General features: G+C 64.2%; 19 protein-coding genes. 10 read left to right on the top strand and 9 right to left on the bottom strand.

The features are described from left to right. Window positions 1-349: 349 nt before the first annotated feature. The 3 genes from U1739_RS11075 (at window position 350) to U1739_RS11085 (ending at window position 3,072) form a co-directional block, all read left to right on the top strand. Window positions 350-715 (top strand): hypothetical protein, encoded by a 366-nt coding sequence (locus U1739_RS11075; protein WP_332707979.1) that lies wholly within the window; start codon window positions 350-352, stop codon window positions 713-715. A 341-nt stretch (window positions 716-1,056) separates the two neighbouring features. Continuing rightward, window positions 1,057-1,833 (top strand): energy transducer TonB, encoded by a 777-nt coding sequence (locus U1739_RS11080; protein WP_332707980.1) that lies wholly within the window; start codon window positions 1,057-1,059, stop codon window positions 1,831-1,833. A gap of 267 nt (window positions 1,834-2,100) precedes the next feature. Beyond that, window positions 2,101-3,072 carry a GGDEF domain-containing protein gene (locus tag U1739_RS11085; RefSeq protein ID WP_332707983.1) on the top strand — a complete coding sequence of 324 codons (972 nt, stop codon included), beginning with the start codon at window positions 2,101-2,103 and terminating at the stop codon, window positions 3,070-3,072. Between the two features lie 248 nt (window positions 3,073-3,320). Here U1739_RS11085 and U1739_RS11090 read toward each other — a convergent pair whose 3' ends face one another. Further along, window positions 3,321-4,007: a GNAT family N-acetyltransferase gene (locus tag U1739_RS11090; protein ID WP_332707985.1), complete on the bottom strand. Its 687-nt coding sequence runs from the start codon at window positions 4,005-4,007 to the stop codon at window positions 3,321-3,323. A 261-nt stretch (window positions 4,008-4,268) separates the two neighbouring features. On the opposite strand from U1739_RS11090, the gene U1739_RS11095 reads away from it, so the two are divergent. Genes U1739_RS11095 through U1739_RS11105 form a run of 3 tightly spaced genes read left to right on the top strand, consistent with a single transcriptional unit; the run spans window position 4,269 to window position 8,182 of the window. Continuing rightward, a complete protein-coding gene (locus U1739_RS11095) occupies window positions 4,269-7,013 on the top strand; it encodes a [protein-PII] uridylyltransferase (RefSeq protein ID WP_332708702.1) in 2,745 nt (914 codons plus the stop codon). Between the two features lie 15 nt (window positions 7,014-7,028). Further along, complete coding sequence (locus U1739_RS11100) at window positions 7,029-7,412, top strand: VOC family protein (RefSeq protein ID WP_332707987.1); 384 nt, start codon at window positions 7,029-7,031, stop codon at window positions 7,410-7,412. Continuing rightward, window positions 7,409-8,182, top strand: a complete 774-nt coding sequence (locus U1739_RS11105; protein WP_332707989.1) for a glycine-rich domain-containing protein — start codon at window positions 7,409-7,411, stop codon at window positions 8,180-8,182. Before U1739_RS11100 ends, U1739_RS11105 begins: the two co-directional genes overlap by 4 nt. A 249-nt stretch (window positions 8,183-8,431) precedes the next feature. Here U1739_RS11105 and U1739_RS11110 read toward each other — a convergent pair whose 3' ends face one another. The 4 genes from U1739_RS11110 to U1739_RS11125 all read right to left on the bottom strand — a co-directional run bounded on the left by U1739_RS11110 (window position 8,432) and on the right by U1739_RS11125 (window position 15,228). Next, entirely contained in the window at window positions 8,432-11,221 is a 2,790-nt protein-coding gene (locus tag U1739_RS11110; protein WP_332707991.1) for a TonB-dependent receptor, read from the bottom strand. Window positions 11,222-11,474: 253 nt separating this feature from the next. Next, window positions 11,475-11,978, bottom strand: a complete 504-nt coding sequence (gene infC, locus U1739_RS11115) for a translation initiation factor IF-3 (protein WP_332707993.1) — start codon at window positions 11,976-11,978, stop codon at window positions 11,475-11,477. 217 nt (window positions 11,979-12,195) lie between these two features. Continuing rightward, window positions 12,196-14,187, bottom strand: a complete 1,992-nt coding sequence (thrS, locus tag U1739_RS11120; RefSeq protein WP_332707995.1) for a threonine--tRNA ligase — start codon at window positions 14,185-14,187, stop codon at window positions 12,196-12,198. A 222-nt stretch (window positions 14,188-14,409) separates the two neighbouring features. Beyond that, the gene (locus U1739_RS11125; RefSeq protein ID WP_332707997.1) at window positions 14,410-15,228 is read right to left on the bottom strand and encodes an LD-carboxypeptidase; all 819 of its coding nucleotides are present in this window, start codon (window positions 15,226-15,228) and stop codon (window positions 14,410-14,412) included. A gap of 65 nt (window positions 15,229-15,293) precedes the next feature. Here U1739_RS11125 and U1739_RS11130 point away from each other — a divergent pair, with 65 nt between their 5' ends. The 3 genes from U1739_RS11130 (at window position 15,294) to U1739_RS11140 (ending at window position 17,946) form a co-directional block, all read left to right on the top strand. Beyond that, window positions 15,294-16,685, top strand: coding sequence for a UDP-N-acetylmuramate--L-alanine ligase (locus tag U1739_RS11130; RefSeq protein WP_332707999.1), 1,392 nt, complete (start codon window positions 15,294-15,296; stop codon window positions 16,683-16,685). Between the two features lie 301 nt (window positions 16,686-16,986). Beyond that, window positions 16,987-17,241 (top strand): DUF6356 family protein, encoded by a 255-nt coding sequence (locus U1739_RS11135; RefSeq protein WP_332708001.1) that lies wholly within the window; start codon window positions 16,987-16,989, stop codon window positions 17,239-17,241. A gap of 147 nt (window positions 17,242-17,388) precedes the next feature. Further along, entirely contained in the window at window positions 17,389-17,946 is a 558-nt protein-coding gene (locus tag U1739_RS11140; RefSeq protein ID WP_332708003.1) for a CHAP domain-containing protein, read from the top strand. Window position 17,947: 1 nt separating this feature from the next. On the opposite strand, the gene msrB is transcribed toward U1739_RS11140, so the two are convergent. The 4 genes from msrB to U1739_RS11160 form a co-directional block, all read right to left on the bottom strand. Continuing rightward, the gene (msrB, locus tag U1739_RS11145) at window positions 17,948-18,436 is read right to left on the bottom strand and encodes a peptide-methionine (R)-S-oxide reductase MsrB (protein WP_332708005.1); all 489 of its coding nucleotides are present in this window, start codon (window positions 18,434-18,436) and stop codon (window positions 17,948-17,950) included. A 203-nt stretch (window positions 18,437-18,639) separates the two neighbouring features. After that, complete coding sequence (locus U1739_RS11150; protein ID WP_332708007.1) at window positions 18,640-19,875, bottom strand: cytochrome P450; 1,236 nt, start codon at window positions 19,873-19,875, stop codon at window positions 18,640-18,642. A gap of 226 nt (window positions 19,876-20,101) precedes the next feature. Continuing rightward, window positions 20,102-21,349 carry an ABC transporter permease gene (locus U1739_RS11155; RefSeq protein ID WP_332708009.1) on the bottom strand — a complete coding sequence of 416 codons (1,248 nt, stop codon included), beginning with the start codon at window positions 21,347-21,349 and terminating at the stop codon, window positions 20,102-20,104. Then, a complete protein-coding gene (locus U1739_RS11160) occupies window positions 21,346-22,287 on the bottom strand; it encodes an ABC transporter ATP-binding protein (RefSeq protein WP_332708011.1) in 942 nt (313 codons plus the stop codon). The genes U1739_RS11155 and U1739_RS11160 overlap by 4 nt, the downstream gene beginning before the upstream one ends. An 80-nt stretch (window positions 22,288-22,367) precedes the next feature. Here U1739_RS11160 and queG point away from each other — a divergent pair, with 80 nt between their 5' ends. Further along, window positions 22,368-23,432, top strand: coding sequence for a tRNA epoxyqueuosine(34) reductase QueG (queG, locus tag U1739_RS11165; protein WP_332708013.1), 1,065 nt, complete (start codon window positions 22,368-22,370; stop codon window positions 23,430-23,432). Window positions 23,433-23,453 lie beyond the last annotated feature (21 nt).

Consider the following 23,453-nt stretch of genomic DNA (forward strand, 5'->3'; position numbering starts at 1 on the left):
GCCATCGCTCTGGTCGGCGTGCCGGGGCTAATCGCTGCGATGCAGGCCTGAGCGCCCCGCGCTAGCACGCGCCGCTATCAGCGCTGCTCGACCACCGTTCTCACACAGCCTCGGTGGGAAGCGGACCTTCCGCTTTCGGGCCCGCATCCCAGGAAACCAGCCACTGATTGGGTGTCCCAGATGCATCAGCCTTTTGCATCGGCGGAACCCCATGCTTCCTTCCGTTCTTTGCTCGATGCAAAACTCGTGATTTTCGCATCGCGCCGTCGTGGATCGTGGCGTTGACCCTTTCGTTACGACTGCGCCTTAGCATCCTTGCGGTCGAGGTAGTCGCGCTAAGGGTGTCCCAATGCTATGGAAGATATTTGCCGTAATCTCGGCCATTGTGTTAGCAGATGGAATATTCAGATTTGATCCAAAAGACTGGATAGACGTTGCCGCTATTCCTGTCGAACTTATCGCAATCACAGGCATAGTAATCTATGCCTTTAACATCACTTATGGCAGATCAACTTACTGGATGGGCTTTGCGTGGTTCTACGCAGCATTCGCCATTTTTGAACTATATGTTGGCGCATCTCGCAGTGCGGCGCAGAAACTATCCATACCTATTATCATAGTTGGGACAATAACTGCCGCCGCATACCTATCCATTAACTGGATCGCGCTCCACCGGCTCGGTAAAAAAAGACGTTCTCTGCCAAGTACGGCCTAAAACATATCCGACATTCTCATTTTGATGCAAAATTATTGATTTTTGCATCATGAATTTCCGAGTGGCATCATCGTGATGAACGGATGTCCGCTTTCTGGCCTGCGAGTTTCCCATCGGAACGTCCGACTCTGGGCGTTAGCTGCCGTGGCCGAAACTGGTGGAAGTCGGGCTCCCGCGACACAGGAACGAGATCATCAGCGTCGGTTTGTCGCTCTGCAGCACGTCAGTCACAAGCGGGGCCACTCCTCAGCCGAAACATAGTTGCTTGTGATTAGATCATCCTCGGATCAACAAGAGCAAATTGCGCGGCGTTTCTTCGCGTTCTTGGAGTTGGTAATACCATGCTTGTCGTTCTGAACTTGCTCCAAGCCGTGACGGCGCCTGTGCTGCAACCCGTGAGCCGGTGGGTCGTCTCGTACAACGAGACTGAATGCTCGGCTTCCCGCAGCTTCGGCGATCCCGAACATCCGGTCGTGGTGACGTTCGTTCCTTATCCCACTAACAAGGAAGGTTATGTGTATTTCAGCGTTCCCGGGCGTGCGACAAACGTCAGGATCGGTGCAGCTGCTGTTCAACTGATGCCCACTGGCGAGACGTCGTCATCCACGGTCGTCGGAGCGAAATACGCCTCAGGCAGTCACGTGATACGCTTATTCGCCGACGAGGCATTATGGGCCAACATCTACAAATCGTCGGCGCTGAAAATTAGTGGAACCCGTAGGGATGACCTATTCGTCACACTGCAGGGCATTCAGCAGATTCGAGCAGCCGCAAAAACATGTGGAGACGATCTGCTGAAAAGCTGGGGAGCCGATCCTAGCGCAATGGTTTACCTAAAGCCGAAAAACGGAACCAGTCCTTTTTGGTTTACCAATAACGATTATCCGATCAATGCCATCGAAAACGACGAAGAAGGCAGGTTGCAGAGCCTGACCAGTATCGATCGAGACGGAAAACCAATTGCGTGTCGCGTCGTGGCCAAGTCCGGGTCGGAGACGCTGGATGTAAATACCTGTCGACTTCTTGTCGAACGCATACGTGCACCTGCTGTTGGTCCAGAGGGTCCTGCAACGCGATATTTCTATCACGCGGTGACCTGGAAACTGCCACGAAACTAGCCGAAAATGGGCGGCTTGATCGGCCTGACATTATTTGAACCGCGACCATTGGTGGAATACGGCATGGCCCGTGAAGCGACGATCCGAGTAAGCGTACTTCGTTCTTGTCTCAGGACCTTCGCTACGGCCCTAACCTCTGTCGTTGTCGGCGCGGCCGTTGGTTCTTCGGGCAGCCATTGAAGCTGCGCCAATGCCCTCTCACGCCCGATACGGCTTGGCCGAGCCATCGTAATACAAGCTTTACCCTCTTGTCGTTACGGCAGCAAAATGAATAAACGTTCGTTTCCTCAAGCGATGCCGCCGGCCCGGCGCTGGCATGACCGGCTGGACGCTGTGATTGCCTGGACCACCGCGCTCTCGCGCGCCCAGGCATGCACCGTGACCGCCGCCGCTGTGGTCGTCGCCGGACTCGCCGATCGTGCGACCGGAAATACCCTGTGGTTCGGCCCGATCTACCTGCTGATCGTCTGCCTGCCGGCCTGGACCTTGGGGTGGCGCGAGGCTGCGCTGACCAGCGTCGCGTGCGTGGCGGTATCGCTCGCCGTGAACGGGTCGGAGGCGTATCCGCTCGGTCACACGGCGTTCGCGTGGAACATGGCCATGCGGATCCTGGCGGTGACGATCATCATCGTATTGATGTCCGGCACGCGTCGCTCGCACGATCGCGAATGGACTCGCGCGCGCAGCGATCCCTTGACCGGGCTCGTCAACGAGCAGGCCTTTTACGACAACGCCAGTGCGGCCGCGCGGCATCGGGCGTGGGGCATACTCGCCTATGTCGATCTCGACGGCTTCAAGCAGATCAACGACCGGCACGGCCATGCCGCGGGGGACGAAGCACTACAGGCCTTCGCGAGCGGGGTCCGCGATATGATTCGATCGAGCGACGTGTTCGCCCGGATCGGGGGCGATGAATTCCTATTGTTCCTGCCGGTCGACAGCGAAGCCGAAGGCTATCGGCTCGCCACGGCGCTGCATGTGCAGATGAACTGCATGCAGACGCCATTCCCGCTGGGTTGCAGCATCGGCGCCCTGGTGTTGAACCTGAGCGAAACCCGTGTCGATAAAGCGCATGTCGCGGTTGCCGACCGGCTGATGTATCAGGCCAAGAACGAGGGCAGCGCCATCTGGATTCGCACGCCCGGGGAGCCGGAAGGTGGCGGCTGGACGGCCCCGACAGCGGCCAGCGATCGCCGCGATATGTTCAGCCTTATCCCAGTCTCGACCGTGCTGCATTGATGTTCGCGCGGCATATCGATGCCTGCGGAAGACGTTAAGCGAGACCGAGCCTGCCAGGCATGCCGAGAAATGATTTTAAGGGGCGCTTCAGAGCTCGATCATCTTCACGAACACATTGCCCCTCGTGATGCTTCGGATCGTGCTTGAAAGCCGCCGTCCGGCCAAAAGTGACCGGGTTGGGAAACGCCCGCGGCGCCTGAACGTCGTGTTGTGGGCGCTCGCCGACTGTTTGCTGTCCCGCCGATGATCTAGGCGTCTTCGAGGATCGTGTAGAGCATTTCGCGGCGGAAACGGAAGCCGAGCGCTTCGTAGAGCGTGATCGCGCCGGTGTTGGTCGCATAGACGTGTAGGAACGCGGCATCGCCGCGCGCGAGAATGCGGGCGATGACGATTTGCATCAGCGCGCGCGCCAAGCCCTGGCCGCGGTGAGCGGGGTGGGTGCACACCGCGCTGACTTCGGTGAAGCCGGGCGGCTTGGTGCGCTCGCCGGCCATGGCGATCAACTCGCGCTCGTGGCGGACGCCGATGAACGCGCCGAGCCGGTGCGTTTCGGCGAAGAAGGGGCCGGGCGCGGTGAGCGTGGCGAGTGCGAACATATCGGGGGCGTCGCGATCGCCGAGCTCGTCGAACGCGCTCGTGGCGCCGGTGGTGGTGAGATCGGTGAGCACCATCTGGTTGATCGTGGCGCGGGAGCGGATCCGGGTGCCGGGCGGGGGATCGCTTGCCTCCGCCTGGAGTAGGCCGAGCGTGCCGCCGGCGGGCCGCAGGCGGGCGAGGGCGACGAGGCTGTCAGGGCCGTCGTCCGGGGTGGCGGCGAAGAAGTGGATGTCGGGGCGGTAGCGTCGCGCGGTGCCGTCGCCGAGCGCGAGCGGGGCGTGGGGGCCGCTTAGGGAGTGCCAGATCGGGCGGTCGAGCGGGTGGGCGGGGGGTGCCATGGCGCGATGATGCACCGATTGGGGGAGGCGATCATCCTGATTTTTGTGGTGGAATTTGGGAGCGGCTATCTACTCCGCCCCGGAACGGGGAGGGGGACCGTTCGGCTTCTTCAGGCGAATGGTGGAGGGGGGGCGCCGCATACGCCACGGTTGCGCTGCCGGCCTACCCCCTCCGTCATGCTACGCATGCCACCTCCCCGTGCCGGGGAGGAGTGCGAAGCCGGGTGACGCGGTGGCCGAGACTCCCTATCTGCAATGGCAATGCACAATCGCTTCGACTCCCTCCCGCAACGCCGCGCGATCATCGATCGGCCCCGCATCGCCGAGCAGCTCGCCGCGCTCGAGGGCGACGACCGCGTCGCGCTGCGCCGCGCGACGGTGCCGATCCTCAAGGCCGCGCTCGACGCGGGGCGGGTGGAGATTGAGCGGCGCTTGATCGAGCATCCCTCGCGCGGGCTCGAATCCGCCGCCGGCCAGGCCTATCTGACCGATCGGTTGCTGCGGCTGATCCAGGATTTCACGCTCGAGCGGCTCTATCCCGTCGGCAATGCTACCGCCGGCGAGCGGCTGACGTTGATCGCTGTGGGTGGCTATGGCCGCGGCGAGATGGCGCCTTATTCCGATCTCGATATCGGCTTCCTGACGCCGTGGCGGCAGACCGGCTGGGCCGAGCAGGTGATCGAGACCATGCTCTACACGCTCTGGGATCTGGGCTTCAAAGTCGGCCATTCGAGCCGCTCGCTTGACGAGATGGTGCGCCAGGCCAAGAGCGACATCACCATCCGCACGGCCTTGCTCGAGGCGCGCTATGTGTGCGGCGATACCGCTCTGTACGAGGAAGCGGCGCGGCGCTTCAAGGCCGAGGTGCAGACCGATACGCCGCGCTTCGTGGCCGACAAGCTCGCCGAGCGCGAGGTGCGGCACAAGAAGATGGGCGATACGCGCTATGTCGTCGAGCCCAACGTCAAGGAAGGCAAGGGCGGACTGCGCGATCTGCACACGCTCTTCTGGATCGGGAAATACGCCTATAACGTGCAGCGCGCGGCCGAGCTGGTCGATGCCGGATTGCTCACCGCCAACGAATATCGCCAGTTCCACCGCGCCGACAATTTCCTCTGGGCGGTGCGTTGCCATTTGCACAGCATTGCCGGGCGGGGCGAGGACCGGCTGACTTTCGATCTGCAGCGCGACATTGCCGAGCGCATGCGCTTTGCCGATCGCCCGGGCAAATCGAGCGTCGAGCGGTTCATGCAATATTACTTCCTGCAGGCCAAGACCGTGGGAAATCTGAGCGGGGTGTTCCTGGCCCATCTCGACGAGAAGTTTGCCGCGCGCGGGCGGCGCTTCGGGCTGCCGACGCTGCGGCGATCGCCGCGCAAGCTCAACGGGTTCACGCTGGATCGGGGGCGGCTGGCGCTGCCGGCGGACGATTTCCTGGCGCAGAAACCGCTGCGGTTGATCGAACTTTTCGCATTGGCCGACCGGCATGGCCTGGAGATCCATCCGCTGGCCATGCGCATCGCCGCGCGCGACGCCAAGCTGGCCGACGAACTGCGCCCCGATCCGGCGGCCAATGCGTTGTTCCTCGATATCCTGACCTCGCCGCGCGATCCGGAGATCGTGCTCAGGTGGATGAACGAGGCGGGCGTGCTGGGCCGCTTCGTGCCCGATTTCGGCCGTATCGTCGCGCAGATGCAGTTCGACATGTATCATCACTATACGGTCGACGAGCATACCATTCGCGCCATCGGGCTGCTCAGCAAGATCGAGCATGGCACGCTGGCCGACGATCACCCGCTGGTCACGGCGATCTTCGAGCAGATCGTGTCGCGCCGGGTGCTGTACGTCGCGGTGCTGCTGCACGATATCGCCAAGGGGCGCGGCGGCGATCATTCGATCCTGGGCGCGGAAGTGGCCGAGCGGCTGGGGCCGCGCTTCGGCCTGACCCCGGCGGAAACCGAGACGACGGCGTGGCTGGTGCGGTTCCATTTGTTGATGTCGGCCACCGCGTTCAAGCGCGATCTGTCCGACTTCAAGACGATCCTCGATTTCTGCGACGTGGTGCAAAGCCCCGAGCGGTTGCGGCTGCTACTGGCGCTCACCGTGGTCGATATCCGCGCGGTGGGGCCGGGCGTGTGGAACGGCTGGAAACGGCAATTGCTCTCCGATCTGTACGAATCGGCCGAGGAAGTGCTGCGGCTGGGGCACAAGCAGAAGGGGCGCAGTGAGCGGGTCGCGGCCAAGCAGGAAGCGCTACAGGCGGCGCTGGGCTGGGACGCGGCGGCGTTCGCCAGTCTCGTGCGGCGCTTGCCCGAACCCTATTGGGTGGCCGAACCCGAAGACGTGCTGGTGCGCAATGCGCGGCAGATCGTCGCGGCGGGCGACGCGCAATTGTCGATCGCGGCGCAGGTCTATCCCGAGCGCGGCGCGACCCTGGTCACGGTGTATGCGGCGGATCATCCCGGTCTGTTCTACCGCATCGCCGGCGCGATCCATGCCGCCGGCGGCAACATCATCGATGCGCGCATCCACACCACGCGCGATGGCATGGCGCTGGATAATTTCCTCGTCCAGGATCCGCTCGGCCGGCCGTTCGACGATACCGGGCAGTTGGACCGGCTGAAGATCGGCATCGAGGATGCGCTGGCCAATCGCGGCCGGCTGGCCGATCGCTTGCGCGCCAAACCCTTGCCGCGGACCCGCGCCGAGGCGTTCGACATCGCCCCCAACGTGCTGATCGACAACAAGGCGTCGAACCGCTTCACCGTGATCGAGGTCAATGCGCGCGATCGGCCGGCCTTGTTGCACCAATTGGCGCACACCTTGTTCCAGTCGAAGGTGACGATCCATTCCTCGCACGTCGCCACCTATGGCGAGCGCGCGGTGGATACGTTCTATTTGACCGATCTGACCGGCGACAAGATCCGCGTGCCATCGCGGCTCAAGGCGTTGGAGCGGCGCCTGCTTGATGCCGCCGCCGGGATCGATATGATCGAGGCTGCCTGAGGGGAGAGACTCGACATGCCGGTGCTGGGTATTGGGGGATTGTTCTTTCGTGCGCAGGATCCCGACGCGCTGAGCGCCTGGTATCGGGAGCATCTTGGGATCGGCGCGGGCTGCGTCGCGACCGAGGGGGCGACGCCGGAAGAATGGAGCTGGCAGGCCGAGGGCGGCCCGGTGGTGTTCGCGCCGTTCAAGGCCGACACCGATTACTTCCCGGCCGACAAGCAGTTCATGCTCAACTTGCGTGTGACGGATCTCGATTCGCTGCTCGAGCAACTGAATGCGGCTGGCATCGAGATCATCACCAAGCCGGAATGGAACGATCCGGCGACGGGCCAGTTCGCGCGGATCCACGATCCCGAGGGCAATGTGATCGAACTGTGGGAGCCGCCGGTCGCGTGACGCCGGCACACGCTGCCTTGTGGACCAAGATCGCCGCGCTGGCGATCGATCCGCCGGGCGCGCGGCTGACCTTCGTGTCGCGGCTGGCGGACGAGAATGACTGGGATGCGGCCTATGCCGCCGCGGTGGTGCATGAATATCGGCGCTTCCTGTTCCTGGCGGCGACGGGGACGCGCGCGGTAACGCCGTCCGACGCGGTCGATCAGGCGTGGCACCTGCATCTTGCCTATACACGCAGCTATTGGGACGATCTGTGCGGCGGCGTGCTGGGCCGGCCGCTGCATCATGGGCCGACCGCCGGCGGCGGGCAGGAGCGCGCGCGCTACCGTGCGCAATATATCGCGACGCTGGCAACGTATGAAACGGCGTTCGGCATGGCGCCGCCGCCGGCGATCTGGCCGCCGGCAGAGCAGCGTTTCGCGGCGCGGTTCGTACGGGCCGATCGTGATCTGGTGTGGCTGGTACCGAAACGCGCCGCATGGGTAACCGTCGCCGCGCCGGCGGCGGGCGTGGCGCTGATCGCCGCGGCCGGCGGCGACGCGTTCGGCTTCATTGCGCCACTGGTGGCGGTGGCGATATTGGCGGCAATGGCGGTGCGGTTCATCCGGCAGTACGGGCAGGACAACCAGCGCGGCAAGCGCGATGGCAGCGGCTGTGGATCGAGCTGCGGCAGCAGCGGGCATGATGGCGATTCGGGCTGTGGCGGGCATAGCGACGGTGGCGGCGGCGATAGCGGCGGCGGCGGTGGCTGCGGGGGCGGTGGGGACTGACCGTGCGGATCCACGATATCGAGAGCAATGTGGCCGAGCTTGGAGCCGGGCATAACGGGTTGAGCCCCTTCGGCCTTTCTCCGGCAAAGGCCGGGGCCCAGTCACGCCGGCGGTGATAACTGGGCGCGGCGCTGGCCGATGATCGTTGCGTAACTGGGCCCCGGCCTGCGCCGGGGAACGCGTCGGCATGAAACAAAACGGCCCGCCTCCTTGCGGAGACGGGCCGTTTTGGCGTCAGATACTCTCGTGTCAGAAGCGCGAGCGCAGCGTCAGGCCGTAGGTGCGGGGTTCGGCCAGGTACGAGGTGAAGATCTGGTTGCCGGTGCCACCGAAGGCCTCGACCTGTGCCTGTGAGCCGGCGCCCTGGAACGGGGCGTTGAAGGCGACCTGTTGGTAATTGGTATCGAGCAGGTTCTGCGCCCAAAGCTCGACCGCCCACTTCTTGTCCGGCCCGCGCAGGCCGATACGGGCGTTCATCACGAAGAATGCATCCTGCTCCTTCTCGACGAACAGATCCGAGCCGGTGTTATAGTCCGACGACATACGGCCATCGACGTAGAACAGGCCGCTCAGGCCATTGCCGCCCAGTTCCGGCGTCCAGCTTACCGAGCTCGTCACCACGTTGCGCGGCGCGTTGGACAATTGCTTGCCAGCGAGCAGGAACAGCGCGGGATCCAGCGCCTCGCCCGAATTGCTGCCGACCAGATTGTTGCGGAACTTGGTATCGGAGAAGGTGTAGCCCAAAGCGACCGAGAAGTTGCGCGCCGGATAGAAGCCCGCCTCCAACTCGACGCCCTGCGACACCACGCCATATTGCGTGTCGCCATTGGCGCAGCCACCGGTCGTCGCGCTGGCATCGGTGTCGCCGCCGTTCAGGCTGGTCTTGCACGACTGGATGTTCTGCACGACGAAGTTGGTGCCGTTGAACGTGTTGAGCTGGAAATTGGCGAATTCCTGGCGGAAGGCCGCGGCGTTGAGGGTGAACTGGCGCGAGCTGTATTTCAGGCCGATTTCATAGGCATTCACCGTTTCCGAATCGAAGCGCAGGCGCGACGCATCCGGGTTGGCGAGCGTCGATGCCAGATAGGCAGTCCCCAGATCGGAACGATCGAGATTATAGCCGCCCGCTTTGTAGCCGCGCGAATAGCTCGCGTAGGTAAGCAACGAGTCGACCGGTTTCCACGAGAGCACGCCGGTGCCGGTGAACTCGCCTTCGCTCAGGCTGTCTTCGAGTTTCACATTGTTGAGGTTCGAGCTCGAATTGCCGGTGCAACCGAGCGTGATGATGCCGGCCGCCAGTGCAGCGAGCTGCGGGTTGGCGAGCAGGCCGCCCAGGCCGCCCTGTGCCGAGCCGGCCTGCAGCGCCGGGCAGATCGTGTTGTTGTTCTGGAAGTTGGCGTCGAAATCCTTCTTCTCGCGCGTATAGCGCAGGCCCGCGGTGATGCTGAGGCGATCGGTCAGCTTAAAGATGTTGTGCGTGAAGAAGGCGTAATTGTTGCTCGTCTGGTTATAGACGTCGCGGCTGCTGCCGAGATCGTTGAGCGTGCTGAGGCGGCGGAGGTTGCCGATGATCAGCGGCGCGGCGGCGCCGAAGGTGTTGGTCACCACGGCAGTGCCGGTCGCGCTGAGGCAGCCCGCAGCGCTGGGGTCACGCAGCGCCGCAGAGGCGCTGATCGACGAGACGACACGGCAGGCAGCGAACTGGCCATATTCAGTGCCGAACTTGAGGTTATCGACGACCTGCAGCTGTTCGTTGCTGTAATAACCGCCGACCAGCCAGTCGAGCTTGCCGCCAAACGCTTCGCCATTGAGCCGCAGCTCCTGCGTGAAGGTGTGGAACTGGCGGTAGTTGTTGCCGTCGTCGGGGCGATAGCCGATGTCGAGGCTGCCATAATCGATGTCTGCCGCGCCGCCGGCCTTATACTCGCGATAGGCGGTGATCGAGGTCAGCGAGGCGCCACCGAGATTGATGTCGATCTGGCCCGAGCCGCCATAATCCTTGGTCGTGTTGCTGTAGGCGCGACCTTCCGTATTGGCGATGCGACGGTTGTACGGGTCGCCCGCGCTGGGGAACACGGCGCCGAGGCTGGTCATGATATCGACGATGCGGTTGCCCGCCGGATTGGTGGTGTAATCGCCGGGGACGCCGGGGGTCGGATCGATCTTTTCGCTGAGATCGGTATAGACCGCGCCGCAGCACTTTTCCTTGCGCTCGCTGTAATCGCCGATCAGGCGGACGCGGATGTCGCTTGACGGTTCCCACAGCAATTGCGCGCGGCCGAAGAAGCGGTTGCGATCATTGTAATCGGTCTTGTTGACGACATCGTAATAATAGCCGTCACGCTTGGCATAGATGCCGTCGATGCGGAAGCCGAGCGTTTCGCTGATCGGGCCGGTGATGGCGCCGGCGAGGCGGATATTGTTATAATTGCCGTAGGTGCCTTCGACATAACCGCCGAAATTGTTCAGGTCGGGCGCCTTGGTGATCACGCTGATCGTACCGGCCGAGGCGTTGCGGCCCGACAGCGTGCCCTGCGGGCCGCGCAGCACTTCGATGCGATCGACTTCGCCGAGATCGTTGAGACCCGAGCCGGTGCGGCTGCGATAGACGCCGTCGATGAACGTCGCGACCGAGCTTTCCAGGCCGGGATTGTCGCCCACCGTGCCGATGCCGCGGATACGCGCGGAAGCGTTGGATTCGCTGCCGGTCGAGCTGACCAACAGCGAGGGGGCGAGCTGGCTCAGCTGGCGGATATCGGTCGCGCCGGAATTCTGCAGCGCTTCCTGGCCGACCGCGGAGACGGCGATCGGCACGTTGGCGAGGCGCTCGCTGCGGCGCGTGGCGGTGACGATGATGTCACCGGCATTGATGTCGCTGTCGGCCGTGTCGGTAGAAGCGGGGGCGGTGGCTTCGGAAGCGACCTGCGCGTCCTGCGTCGTCGTCTCGGTGGTGGTCGTGCTGGCGGTAGCATCCTGCGCAAATGCGGGGGACGTGAGCGCCATCGTAGCGACGGACAACAGTAATGCGGTTTTGCGCATAGCGAGCCTCTCCTTGATATTTTTGCCCGGCATTTTTGCCGTTAAGCGCGATGTCATAGAGCGCAGACGCGTTAGGTCCAGCCCATAAATCGCGGGAAAACCGCCATTTTTGGCCGGATCGGCTCTATCTGGAGGATTGCGATTGCGCTTTACGCAATCGTTATCGCATTTTCCCTTACGGAAAGCGCCGATGGTAACAGGCCGGCAACAATGACGATTGTCATCTTTGCAACCGGCCCGATTCGCTGTGTCGTTATTTCGGCGCGAGCACCATCAGCATCTGACGGCCTTCCATGCGCGGATAGGCTTCGACCTTGGCGGTTTCGGCGATATCCGTCTGCACGCGCTGGAGCAGCGCCATGCCGAGCTGGCCGTGGCTCAGTTCGCGGCCGCGGAAGCGCAGCGTGATCTTGACCTTGTCGCCCTCGTCGATGAACTCGGCGACCTTCTTCATCTTGGTGTTATAGTCATGGTCATCGATGTTCGGACGCATCTTGATCTCTTTGATCTCCTGCGTCTTCTGGCTCTTGCGGGCGAGGTTGGCCTTCTTCTGCGCCTCGTACTTGAACTTGCCGACATCGAGGAACTTGGCCACCGGCGGATCGGCGTTGGGCGACACTTCGACCAGGTCGAGACCGACCTCGCGCGCCTGCTCCATCGCTTCGCGGGTGTACATCACGCCGAGATTCTCGCCCTCTCCATCGATCACGCGGACCTTGGGCGATAGGATGAATTCGTTGAAGCGAGGGCCGTTCATCGGCGGCGCCTGGCGGGTCATTGGGGGTCGGATAGGTGTAGCTCCTGTGGTTGTGACAGATGTATATAGCGATTTAGGCGTTCAAGCGAAAGGTGTGCGCTGTAGAAGCAGTCCGCTTACCTCACCGTCACCCCGGGCTTGACCCGGGGCCCAGCTTTCCACGCGGGCAAAGAAGAAGCTGGGCCCCGGGTCAAGCCCGGGGTGACATCATACTGCCTTAAAGATCCGGCGCCTTGGCATCCGCCACCAGCTTAGCGATCACCTCGTCCAGTCCTAGGAATTGCTGGCGGTCGCTGCCCAGCTGGCGCAGCGCGACGGTGCCTTCCTCGGCCTCGCGCTTGCCCACCACCAGCAGGTTTGGCACTTTGGCCAGTGAATGTTCGCGCACCTTGTAGTTGATCTTCTCGTTGCGCAGATCGGTCTCGACTCGCAGCCCCGCGGCACGCAGCTTGGCCGTTACCTCAGCGGCATACTCGTCGGCGTCCGAGACGATCGTCGCCACCACCGCCTGTACCGGTGCGAGCCATAGCGGGAAGCGCCCGGCATGATGCTCGATCAGGATGCCGAGGAAGCGTTCGAACGTGCCGAGGATCGCGCGGTGCAGCATCACCGGGCGGTGGCGCTCGCCGTCCTGCCCGACATAGCTCGCATCGAGCCGCTCGGGCAGCACGCGATCCGACTGGATCGTGCCGACCTGCCAGGTCCGCCCGATCGCGTCGGTGAGGTGGAATTCGAGCTTCGGGGCATAGAAGGCGCCTTCGCCGGGCAGTTCCTCGAACTTGGCCTTGATCGAGTCGCTGAGGCTCGAGACCATCACCGCCTCGCGCAATTCCGCCTCGGCCTGGTCCCACATCGCATCGCTGCCGAAGCGCTTGTCCGGGCGCAGCGCGAGCTTGACGGCATAATCTTCGAACCCGAGATGCTTGTAGACGCTGTCGAGCAGATCGATGAACTGCGCGACCTCGCCGATCAGCTGGTCCTCGCGCACGAACAGATGCGCGTCGTCCTGCGTGAACTGGCGCACGCGCATGATGCCATGCAGCGCGCCGTGCGGCTCGTTGCGGTGGCAGCAGCCGAACTCGGCCAGCCGGAGCGGCAGGTCGCGATACGATTTGATGCCCTGGCGGAAGATCAGCACGTGCGCCGGGCAGTTCATCGGCTTCAGCGCCATCAGATCGGCGGTGCCGCTGAAGATCGCCGCCGCGTCGTCGGTGTTCGGAATCTCGTCCGGCACGACGAACATGTTCTCGCGATACTTGCCCCAATGGCCGGACTGCTCCCACTGGCGCGCGTCCATCAGCTGCGGCGTCTTGACCTCCTGATAGCCCGCGGCATCGAGCCGGCGGCGCATATAGGCCTCCAGCTCGCGCCACAGGATATAGCCCTTGGGATGCCAGAACACGGAGCCCTGGGCTTCGGACTGAAGATGGAACAGATCCATTTCCTGGCCGATCTTGCGATGATCGCGCTTGGCCGCTTCCTCGAGCATCAGGAGATGCGCATCGAGCTGCTTCTTGTTGAGCCACGCCGTGCCGTAGATGCGGCTGAGCATGGCGTTGTTCTGATCGCCGCGCCAATAGGCGCCGGAGACGCGCGTCAGCTTGAACGCTTGGGGGTCGAGCTTGCCGGTCGAGACCATGTGCGGGCCGCGGCACATGTCGAGCCACTGGCCCTGGCGGTAGATCGTCAGCTCCTCGCCATCGGGCAGTTCGGCGGCCCATTCGGCCTTGAACGTCTCGCCCTGCTTGGTCCACGTCTCGATCAGCTGCTCGCGGCTCCACACTTCGCGGATGAACGGCTCGTTATTGGCGATGATGCGGCGCATCTCGGCTTCGATCGCGGGGAGGTCGTCTTCCGTGAACTGGCGGTCCTTGGGCGCGAAATCATAATAGAAGCCATCGTCCGTCGCGGGGCCGAAGGTGATCTGCGTGCCGGGAAACAGATGCTGTACGGCTTCCGCCATGACATGCGCGAAATCGTGTCGCGCGAGCTCCAGCGCATCCTTTTCGTCGCGCGCGGTGACCAAAGCCAGTTGCGCGTCCTGCTCGAATGGCCGCATGATATCGCGCAGCTCGCCGTCGACGCGCGCGGCGATCGCTGCCTTGGCCAGGCCAGGGCCGATCGCCGCAGCGATGTCCGCCGGGGTAGTGCCCGGCGCTACCTCGCGGACGGAACCGTCAGGCAGCGTTATGCGGAACATCTCGGACATCGGGAAACGGTCTTTCGTGACTAGGGCAGAGGGCGGGGCTTATGCCTGGAGCGGGTATATAGGCAAGGTTGCGTGTAGAGGCGAGGCGCCTCCACACCACCGTCATCCTGAACTCGTTTCAGGATCCATTGTGCCGGGATGGCAACGCTCACGCCATGCCGCCGAACTTAGCCGCCCGATGGATCCTGAAACAAGTTCAGGATGACGGTAGTGTTGTGCCGCTCACGCCACCCCGAACGGGACCACGCAATTGGCGGCATAATGGCCGATCTGCGCGCGGCCCAGATAGGGCACGCCCATGTCCCGGCACCAGCGTACGATCATCTGCTCGGGCGTGTCGTTGAACACCACGTCATTCTCGATCACGTCGCCCACCACGCCCAATCGCACGCCGGCAATGCCCTTCAGCTGCGTGGCGTGCGCCATGGTGAACAGCATGCGATCGATGCGGTACAAGGGCTCGCTGATTTCCTCGATCATCAGCACGTGATCGGTCAGATCGGGAAGATATTTCGAGCCGATCAGCGCGCTGAGGATCGACAGGTTGAAGGCGGCATGCGGCCGCGCGTCGATCGTCGGTTCGAGCGAACGGCGATCGCCGCTGGCGAGCCAGGAGAGCGACCGCGACACGCAGGCGGCATGATCGTTCTTGCGGCGGATCTCGCTTGGCATCGGCCCGTGCGCCTGGCGCCCGATGCGGCTGGCGTAGAGCGCGCCGAGCAGGAAGCCCATGTCGGAATAGCCGAGATAGGTCTTGCGCCGCGCGGCGTCATTCAGTTGCGGCAATACCGTATCGAGGATGCGATTGGCGCCATACCCACCGCGCGCGAACCAGATCGCGTCGAACGCGGGATCGTTGGCATAATCCAGGAAGGCGGCGGCACGCACCGGGTCCGCGCCCGCGAAATGCCCGTCACTCAGAAAGCATTGCGGGTGGAACACGATATCCACCTCGGGAAAGCTGACCGCGACGAGCGCCTGCATCATGCTTTCGACCGATGGGTCGATCGGTCGTGCCGGGCTGACCACCCCAATGCGCATGCGTGCAATCGCCTCATCTCTGGAGCGCTTGCCCCGTTGTCGAATTGCCGCGATAGCCCGGCGCTATGGACACGCGCAAATCCTACTTCTTCGTCGGCGTCGGCGGTTCGGGCATGATGCCGCTGGCGATGATCCTTGCCGGCCGCGGTGAGCAGGTCGCGGGGTCGGACCGCACGCTGGATAAAGGCGCGTTGCCGGCCAAGTTCGCCGATCTCGCCGCCAAGGGCGTGGCGCTGTTCCCGCAGGATGGCAGCGGCATTACCTCCGCCAATCAGATCGTCGTTGCCTCTGCCGCGGTCGAGGCAACCGTGCCGGATATCGTCGCTGCCGAGGCGATGGGCGCGGCGCGATTGAGCCGCGCGGAATTGCTCAGCCAATTGTTCAATGCCAGCGTGCTGCCGATCGGCGTGGCCGGGACGAGCGGCAAATCGACCGTTACCGGCATGATCGGCTGGATCCTGCACGCCTGCGGGCGCGATCCGACGGTGATGAACGGCGCGGTGATGAAGAATTTCGTGGCCCCGCAAGCGCCGTTCGCCAGCGCGTTGGTCGGGGCGGGCGAGGCGTTCGTCTCGGAAGTGGACGAGAGCGATGGCTCGATCGCGCTCTATCATCCCAAGATCGCCGTGCTCAACAATGTCAGCCTCGATCACAAGAGCCTGGAGGAATTGCGCGACCTGTTCGGTACGTTCGCCGGCAAAGCGGTGACGACGGTCGTCAATGTCGGCGATGCCGAATCCGCCGCGCTGGCGATGAGCTTGCCGCGTGACCGGCTGGTGACCTTCGCGATCGACGCCTCGGCCGATCTGCGCGCGGAGAATTTGGTGCCCGAGCCGTTCGCGATCAGCTTCGAACTGGTCAAGGGCGGCGAGCGCCACAAGGTGCGGCTATCGGTGCCGGGGCGGCACAACGTGGCCAACGCGCTGGCCGCGCTCGGCGCGGTGCGGGCCGCGGGCGTGCCGCTGGCGGAGGCGATCAAGGCGATCGCCGGGTTCGTTGGCCTCAAGCGCCGCTTCGAACTGGTGGGGGAAGCCGGCGGCGTCGCGGTGATCGACGATTTCGGGCACAACCCCGATAAGATCGCCGCCACGCTGGAGACGTTGCACGCTTTCCCGGGGCGCTTGCTCGTGTTGTTCCAGCCGCACGGCTATGGCCCGCTGAAGGTCATGCGGCGCGAACTCGTCGCCATGTTCGCCGAGCGGCTGGCGCCGGACGACATGCTGGTATTGCCCGATCCGGTCTATCAGGGCGGCACCGTATCGCGCGACGTGACCAGTGCGGATATCGTCGCAAAGATCGTGGCGGCGGGGGCACAAGCGGTGCATATCGCCGATCGCAGCGGTGCGGCGGCGCATCTGGTGGCGCTGGCGCGGCCGGGGGATCGCATCGTCGTGATGGGCGCGCGAGATGATACGCTGAGCCAGTTGGCGGCGGAGATGCTGAAAGGGCTGGGCTGACTGCTTTCGATCCCGGCAGCGCCAAATCACACCGTCACCCCGGAACAGCTCGACGGTTATCCTCCGACAATTAACCTGTAGTTCTGCTGCGAAAGCAGGAGCCCAGGGTTACAGGAGACGACGCTCGAGATTCCTGGGCTCCTGCGTTCGCAGGAGAACTAGAAAGTATGTGCGGGCGGTACAGGTACCCAACAGGTCCGGGGTAACGGTTGGAAGCGGCATCGTCGGTTGGCCCGCGAGGCTGACACTCCCTACGCCGCATGATAAGCTGCCCCCAAGCACCAGCCACGAGGTCCGCCCCATGATCCGCCGCCTGTTCCTCGATCACCCCGAATCGGTCGGCGAGAGTTTCGCCGAGCATTTCGGCGTCGCGTCCAGCTTCGGGCTGACGATGATCGCCGCCGGCTGCGCCAGCCTGGTCCACGCCTTCGTGCCGGCGTTGTTCAAGACCACCGGCAGCCGCACCGTCGCCAAGCTCCACCAGCGGATCGTGGACATGCGGGCGGCCAAGGCGGCCGATGAGGCGCAGCGCAAGACGGTGGAATACGTCATCTGACGTGCGATTGAGACGGGCGAGGGGGCTTCGTCGTACGGTCAACTCACTTCACCCTGAAAGGTTCCCGATCGCCTGACGGTGGGGTTTCCACCGCGCCGCCGACCTGCTTTGAGACCCTCACTGAACGATTGGACCTGAGGGGGTCATATGAAATTCCGGGCTTTTGCAGTGCGTTGTGCACTGGCAGTATCGTGCGTCCTGATGGGATCGACCCCTGCCGCCGCGCAATTCTGGCAGTGCGCGCCGTATGCTCGGTCGATCTCCGGGATCAATATCCATGGCAACGCCAATACCTGGTGGGCGCAGGCCGCCGGCCGGTATCAGCGCGGCCAGGCGCCGAAAGTCGGCGCCGTGCTGTCGCTGCAGTCGAGCGGCCGCATGCGGCTCGGCCATGTCGCGATGGTTTCGGGCGTGGTCAGCGACCGCGAGGTCAAATTGACCCACGCCAATTGGTCGCGCCGCGGCGGGATCGAACGCGACGTGCGCGCGGTCGACGTGTCGGCGGCGGGCGATTGGTCGATGGTCAAGATCTGGTTTGCCGCCAATCACGATCTCGGCACCTCGGCCTATCCGGCCAATGGCTTCATCTATTCGAGCGGCACCGCGGCGAGCGACGATGTCGCGCCGCTGCCGCGGGTGACGATGGCGTCGGCCAAGACGCAGACCGTCGGCGTGCTCTCGCTGGTCAACCGGGTGGCGTTCTAAGTCACCCCTTGGCGCGGAACGTCATCGCCACACCGTTCATGCAATAGCGCTTGCCGGTCGGCTTGGGCCCATCGTCGAACACATGGCCGAGATGCCCGCCGCATTTGCGGCAATGCACTTCGGTCCGCGTAAAACCCATCGAGCCATCGCGCCGCGTGCGCACCGCGCCCGGCAGGGGTTGCCAGAAGCTCGGCCAGCCCGTCCCGCTCTCGAACTTGGTGGCCGAGGAATAGAGCGGCAGGGCGCAGCCGGCACAGCTGAACAGCCCGGCGCGATGCTCGGCGTTGAGCGGGCTGCTATACGGCCGTTCGGTGCCCTCGTGGCGCAAGGTCTGGTAGGCGGCGGGCGACAATTTCGCCTTCCATTGAGCATCGCTGAGCACGAACTCGAATTTTTCCGGCGCGGCGGTGGCACCGCGGCAGCCGAACAATGCGAACGCGGCCGCGCCGGTGCCGGCGACGGTGAGGAAGTGGCGGCGGGTCTGGGTCATGGGCGTTCTCGCATCGGGCATCGGGGTCAGATGTAAGTACGCGCGGGCTTGGTTGCGAGATGCACTGAACCCTCTCCCGCCCTTTGCGGGAGAGGGTTGGGTGAGGGTCTTCTTCTTTTCTGCCAACGTCGCAAAGAAGAAACAGAAGACCCTCACCCAACCCTCTTCCATGAAGAATGGGAGAGGGCTTTAGAAGGAACGCCTCAGTATTTGCTGATCGTCACCGGCAATTTCTTATAGCCGTGCACGAAGCATTGCGCGACGCGCTCCGGCTCGCGCACCACGTTGACCCGCATGCGCCGCTTGGCCATTTCCTCGAGCAAGGTGGCGATCTGCAGCTCCGCCAGCCGCGCGCCGACGCAGCGGTGGATGCCATGTCCGAAGGCCAGATGCCGCCGCGCATTGGGGCGATCGACCAGCAAGCTATCGGCATCCTCGAACACGCTCTCGTCGCGATTGGCCGAGAGATACCACAGGATCAATTTGTCCCCGGCGCGAATCTGCTGCCCGGCCACCACGGCGTCCTGCGTGGCGGTGCGGCGCATGTGCGCCAGTGGCGTCTGCCAGCGGATGATTTCCTGCACGGTATTGCCGATCAGCGCCGGATCGGCTTCCAGCTTGGCGCGGCTGTCGGGGAATTTGTCGAGCGCATAGACCAGGCCGGTCATCGTGTTGCGCGTCGTATCGTTGCCGCCGACGATCAGCAGGATCAAATTGCCGAGAAATTCGAGATGATCCATTTCGCGCATCGCATCGGAATGCACCATCATCGAAATCAGGTCCGGCGTCGGCGGCTGGCCGACCTTCTGGTCCCACAATTTTTGGAAATAGCCGCCGCATTCGTACATATAGCCGAGCCGTTCGGCACGCTTGCTCTCGTCCTTGACCAGTTCGATATCGCCCGCCCAGTCCGACCAGAAGGTCAGCTTGCGGCGGTCCTGCCAGGGAAAATCGAACAGGATCGCCAGCATCTGTGTGGTCAGTTCGATCGACACGGTATCGACCCAGTCGAATTCCTGCCCCCATGGCAAGGTATCGAGGATCTCGCCGGTGCGGCGGCGGATATCGTCGCTCATCCGCACCATTTCCGAAGGCGTGAAGGCGGGCGCGACGGTGCGGCGCTGGCCGGTATGTTTGGGCCGGTCCATGGCGATGAACATCGGCATCTTCACCGTATCGTCGCTCTCGATGAAGTCGGCGATGGTGATCCCGCCGGCCTGGCTGGAAAACACCTCGGGCAGCGATTCGATCTCGATGATCGGCTTGTATCCGGATACCGACCAATAGGCGCCGTAGCTGCTGTCGGTGACGCGGTGGACCGGGGCAGTGGCGCGCAGCGTGCGAAACGGCGCATGCCAGGTGTCGTCGCGGTATAATTCCGCGCGGCTGACGTCGAGCGAATCCGCTCGCGACTCCACCGGCTGCAGCATCGTGGCCATGATCGCCTCTCCTACGTGTCCGCTCGCATTGCGCGCCGGCGGTTGAGCGGCAGTCAATCCTTTACTGACACTGAGGTCAATAGTGTTGCGACCAACCGCTCCACCGTCATCCTGAACTTTTTTCAGGATCCGGGCGCGGTCAGCCGATCCACGGAAAGTTTCTGTTGGGCGGATGACCGCGCCTGGATGCTGAAACAAGTTCAGCATGACGCCGTAGGGATGGATGTCAGCCCCGCCCCAGCAACGCCTTCACGCTGAACTTTCCGCTGCCCGATTGCAGCACGCCCCAGCGGAACGCGCGCGCGCCGATGGTGATGACGATCGCCACCCACAAAGCTTGCCACGCCAGCGCCAGCAGATGCGGCCAGATTTCCGGCCGGTTGGCCGCGCGCGCCGCCATGGCGAACGGCGACGACAATGGAAACCATTCGGCAAAGGTCGCCACGGCGGTGCCCGGCTGCGAGGCGGCGACCGAAGCGAGCCCGAACATCGCCACCTGCACGATGGTGATCGGCAGCGACAGCATCTGGATCTCGCGCATGGTCGAGGCCTGCGCGCCGACGCTCAGGAACACCGCACCGAGCAGCATATAGGCCATGGTGAAATAGGCGAAAAACAGCATGACATAGATCGGCATGCCGACCGCCGGCCCGATATTGGCCATGGCTGCCGCCATGCCGGGCGGGGCGATCGCGCCGATCTGGCTGACCAGCGTGCCCCAGAAGGCGACGAACAACACCGCCACACCGAACATGCCGAGCAATTTGCCCAGAAACACCGATTCGAGCGGCACGGCCGCGGCGAGCACCTCGATCACCTTGTTGCTGCGCTCCTCCGCCATCGTGCCGACTGCCTGGCCCGCCAGCAGCAGCGTGAGGAAGAAGATGCCGAACACGGTGAAGAAGGCCGCCTGGTTCTTGCCGCCGTTTGAGACCTGTGCGCGGATCACCGATTGCTTGGTGGCGCGGCTCAGCGCTGCGCTGCCGCCGCTGCGTTCGGTGCGCAACGTCGCTTCAGCCAGTTCGGCGAGGTAATCGGCGGTGCGCGATCCCTGCGCGCCGTACAGGATGGTCGGCGTGGTCAGCGGGCCGTAGAGAATGGCGGAAACGTCATAGTCCTTGGCGTTCAGCTCGGCGCGGGCGCGCGCGGCGGGATCGCCGCCTGGCGCTTCGATGGTCAATTGGGGCGGGCGCTCTTCGCGGCCGCGGAAGATCGCGCGCAGCCGCGTATCGACCGCCTTCATCGTCGCCGCCTGCGCGGCCGGCACGATCGCGACGATGCGATCCTTGGCGTCGTTGCCGTTGTTGATGCTCGCCGCGCCCAGCCCGCCGATCGCGCCGAACGATCCCATGATCAACGGCGCGAACAGGAAGATCAGGAAGGTGGGAGTGAATACCGTGGCGATGAAATCGCGCCGCGCGATGGTCAGCGTCTGGCGGATCAGCCGCCGCGTGTTGCTGGTCTGCGCGCTCATGCTGCCGTCTCCAGCGATGCCGCTTCATCGTCCTGCGCCGCCGCGCCGACGATGCGCACGAACGCGTCGTGCAGGCCGGGCCGCTCGATCGACAGCGTGGCAATGCCGAAGCCGGCGTCGATCAGGCGCTTGAGGATCGCCTCGGCGCCGTCCTCCGGCACGGTGAAGGTCCAGCCGGCGCTGTCGCGCACGGCATCCGTTGGCAGCAAGGCGGCGATGCCGTCGCCATCATGGTGCGGCACATAATGCGCCTTCATCGGCAGCGTGCCGCGCGCCTCCGCCACGGTGCCCTCGAAGCGGCGCTTACCGCCGGCGATGATGCACAAGCGGTCACACAGCCGCTCGGCATGGGCCATGACGTGGGTGGAAAACAGGATCGTCGCGCCGCGATCGCGCTCGGCGATGATCAGCGCCTCCAGCCGCTCCTGGTTGACCGGATCGAGCCCCGAAAACGGCTCGTCCAGCACCAGCAGATCGGGCCGGTGCACGACCGAGCCGAGCAACTGCACCAACTGCGCCATACCCTTCGACAATTTGCGGATCTTCTGATCGACGGCATGGCCGAGTCCCGCCGCCTCGAGCAGTTCCACCGCGCGCTTGCGCCCGGTCTTGCGATCCAGCCCGCGCAGCGCGCCAAGAAAGGCGATCGCATCCTTGGCCTTCATCGCCGGGTAGAGCCCGCGCTCCTCGGGCAGATAGCCGACCTGGTCGCTCGCTTCGCGCGGGCGTTCATGGCCGAGCAGGGTGCGGGCGCCGCCATCGGGCTCGATGATGCCGAGCAGCATGCGCAAGGTCGTCGTCTTGCCCGCGCCATTGGGCCCGAGCACGCCGTATATAGCGCCCTTGGGCACGGCGATATCGACGCCGTCGACCACGCGGCGGCCGCCGAAATTCTTGATCAGCCCGGTGGCGCTGATCGCCAGAGTGTCGCTTGTCACTTGGGCGCCCCTTATATCCGCTTGGACCTCCGCCGTACGGCAGAGGTGTTGGCGTTTCCTCAACGTGGTAGCGGGGTGTGGTGCAGCAAGACAAGTCACTCACCGATCGACTGAAGGCGAAAGCGGCGGAACTGGGGTTCGTCGCCTGCGGCGTGGCGCGCGCCGACGCCGCGCCGCTCACTGCCATGCGGCTCAGGCAGTGGCTCGGCGAGGGGCTGCACGGCGACATGATCTGGATGGAGGAGCGCGCGCATCACCGCGAATCGCCCGCCGGCCTGTGGCCCGAGGTGCAGAGCGTGATCGCGCTCGGCATGAGCTATGCGCCAGCCACGGATCCGTTGGCGCTGGCCGGGGCGGGGGAAGTGGGGCGCATCTCGGTCTATGCGCAAGGCGGCGATTATCACGACGTGATCAAGCGCAATCTGAAGGCGCTGGCCCGCTGGCTGGTCGCCGACCTGCCCAAGGATGTGCCCCACGACCTGAAAGTGTTCGTCGATACCGCGCCGGTGATGGAAAAGCCGCTGTCCGAGGCGGCGGGGCTCGGCTGGCAGGGCAAGCATACCAACCTGGTCAGTCGCGATCATGGCAGCTGGCTGTTCCTCGGCGCGATCTACACCACGCTGGAACTCGCCCCCGATAGGCCGGGCCTGGACACGTGCGGCTCGTGCGACGCGTGCCAGCGCGCCTGCCCCACGGATGCCTTTCCGGCGCCGTACCGGCTCGATGCGCGGCGCTGCATCTCGTACCTGACGATCGAACATGCCGGCCCGATCCCGGAGGAATTCCGCCCGGCGATGGGCAACCGCATCTATGGCTGCGACGATTGCCTGGCGGTGTGCCCGTGGAACAAGTTCGCGGCCTCGGCCAGCGCCAACCTCGCCTTTGCGCCGCGCGCAGAGCTGACGGCGCCGGACCTGGCGGATCTGCTCGCGCTGGACGATGCGGGGTTCCGCCAGGTGTTTGCGGGGTCGCCGATCAAGCGTATCGGGCGCGACCGGATGGTGCGCAACGTGGCGATCGCGGCGGGGAATAGCGGGGCGGCGGCTTTGATCGCGCCATTGTCGCGCTTGCTGCAGGACGAGTCGGATGTGGTGCGCGATGCGGCGGGCTGGGCGCTGGCGCGGATAGCGGCTGTTTCGCGATAGCCGGGCACGTGTTGGACGATA

The organism is Parasphingomonas puruogangriensis, assembly GCF_036663635.1.
In the GTDB taxonomy this organism is placed as follows: Bacteria; Pseudomonadota; Alphaproteobacteria; order Sphingomonadales; family Sphingomonadaceae; genus Sphingomonas.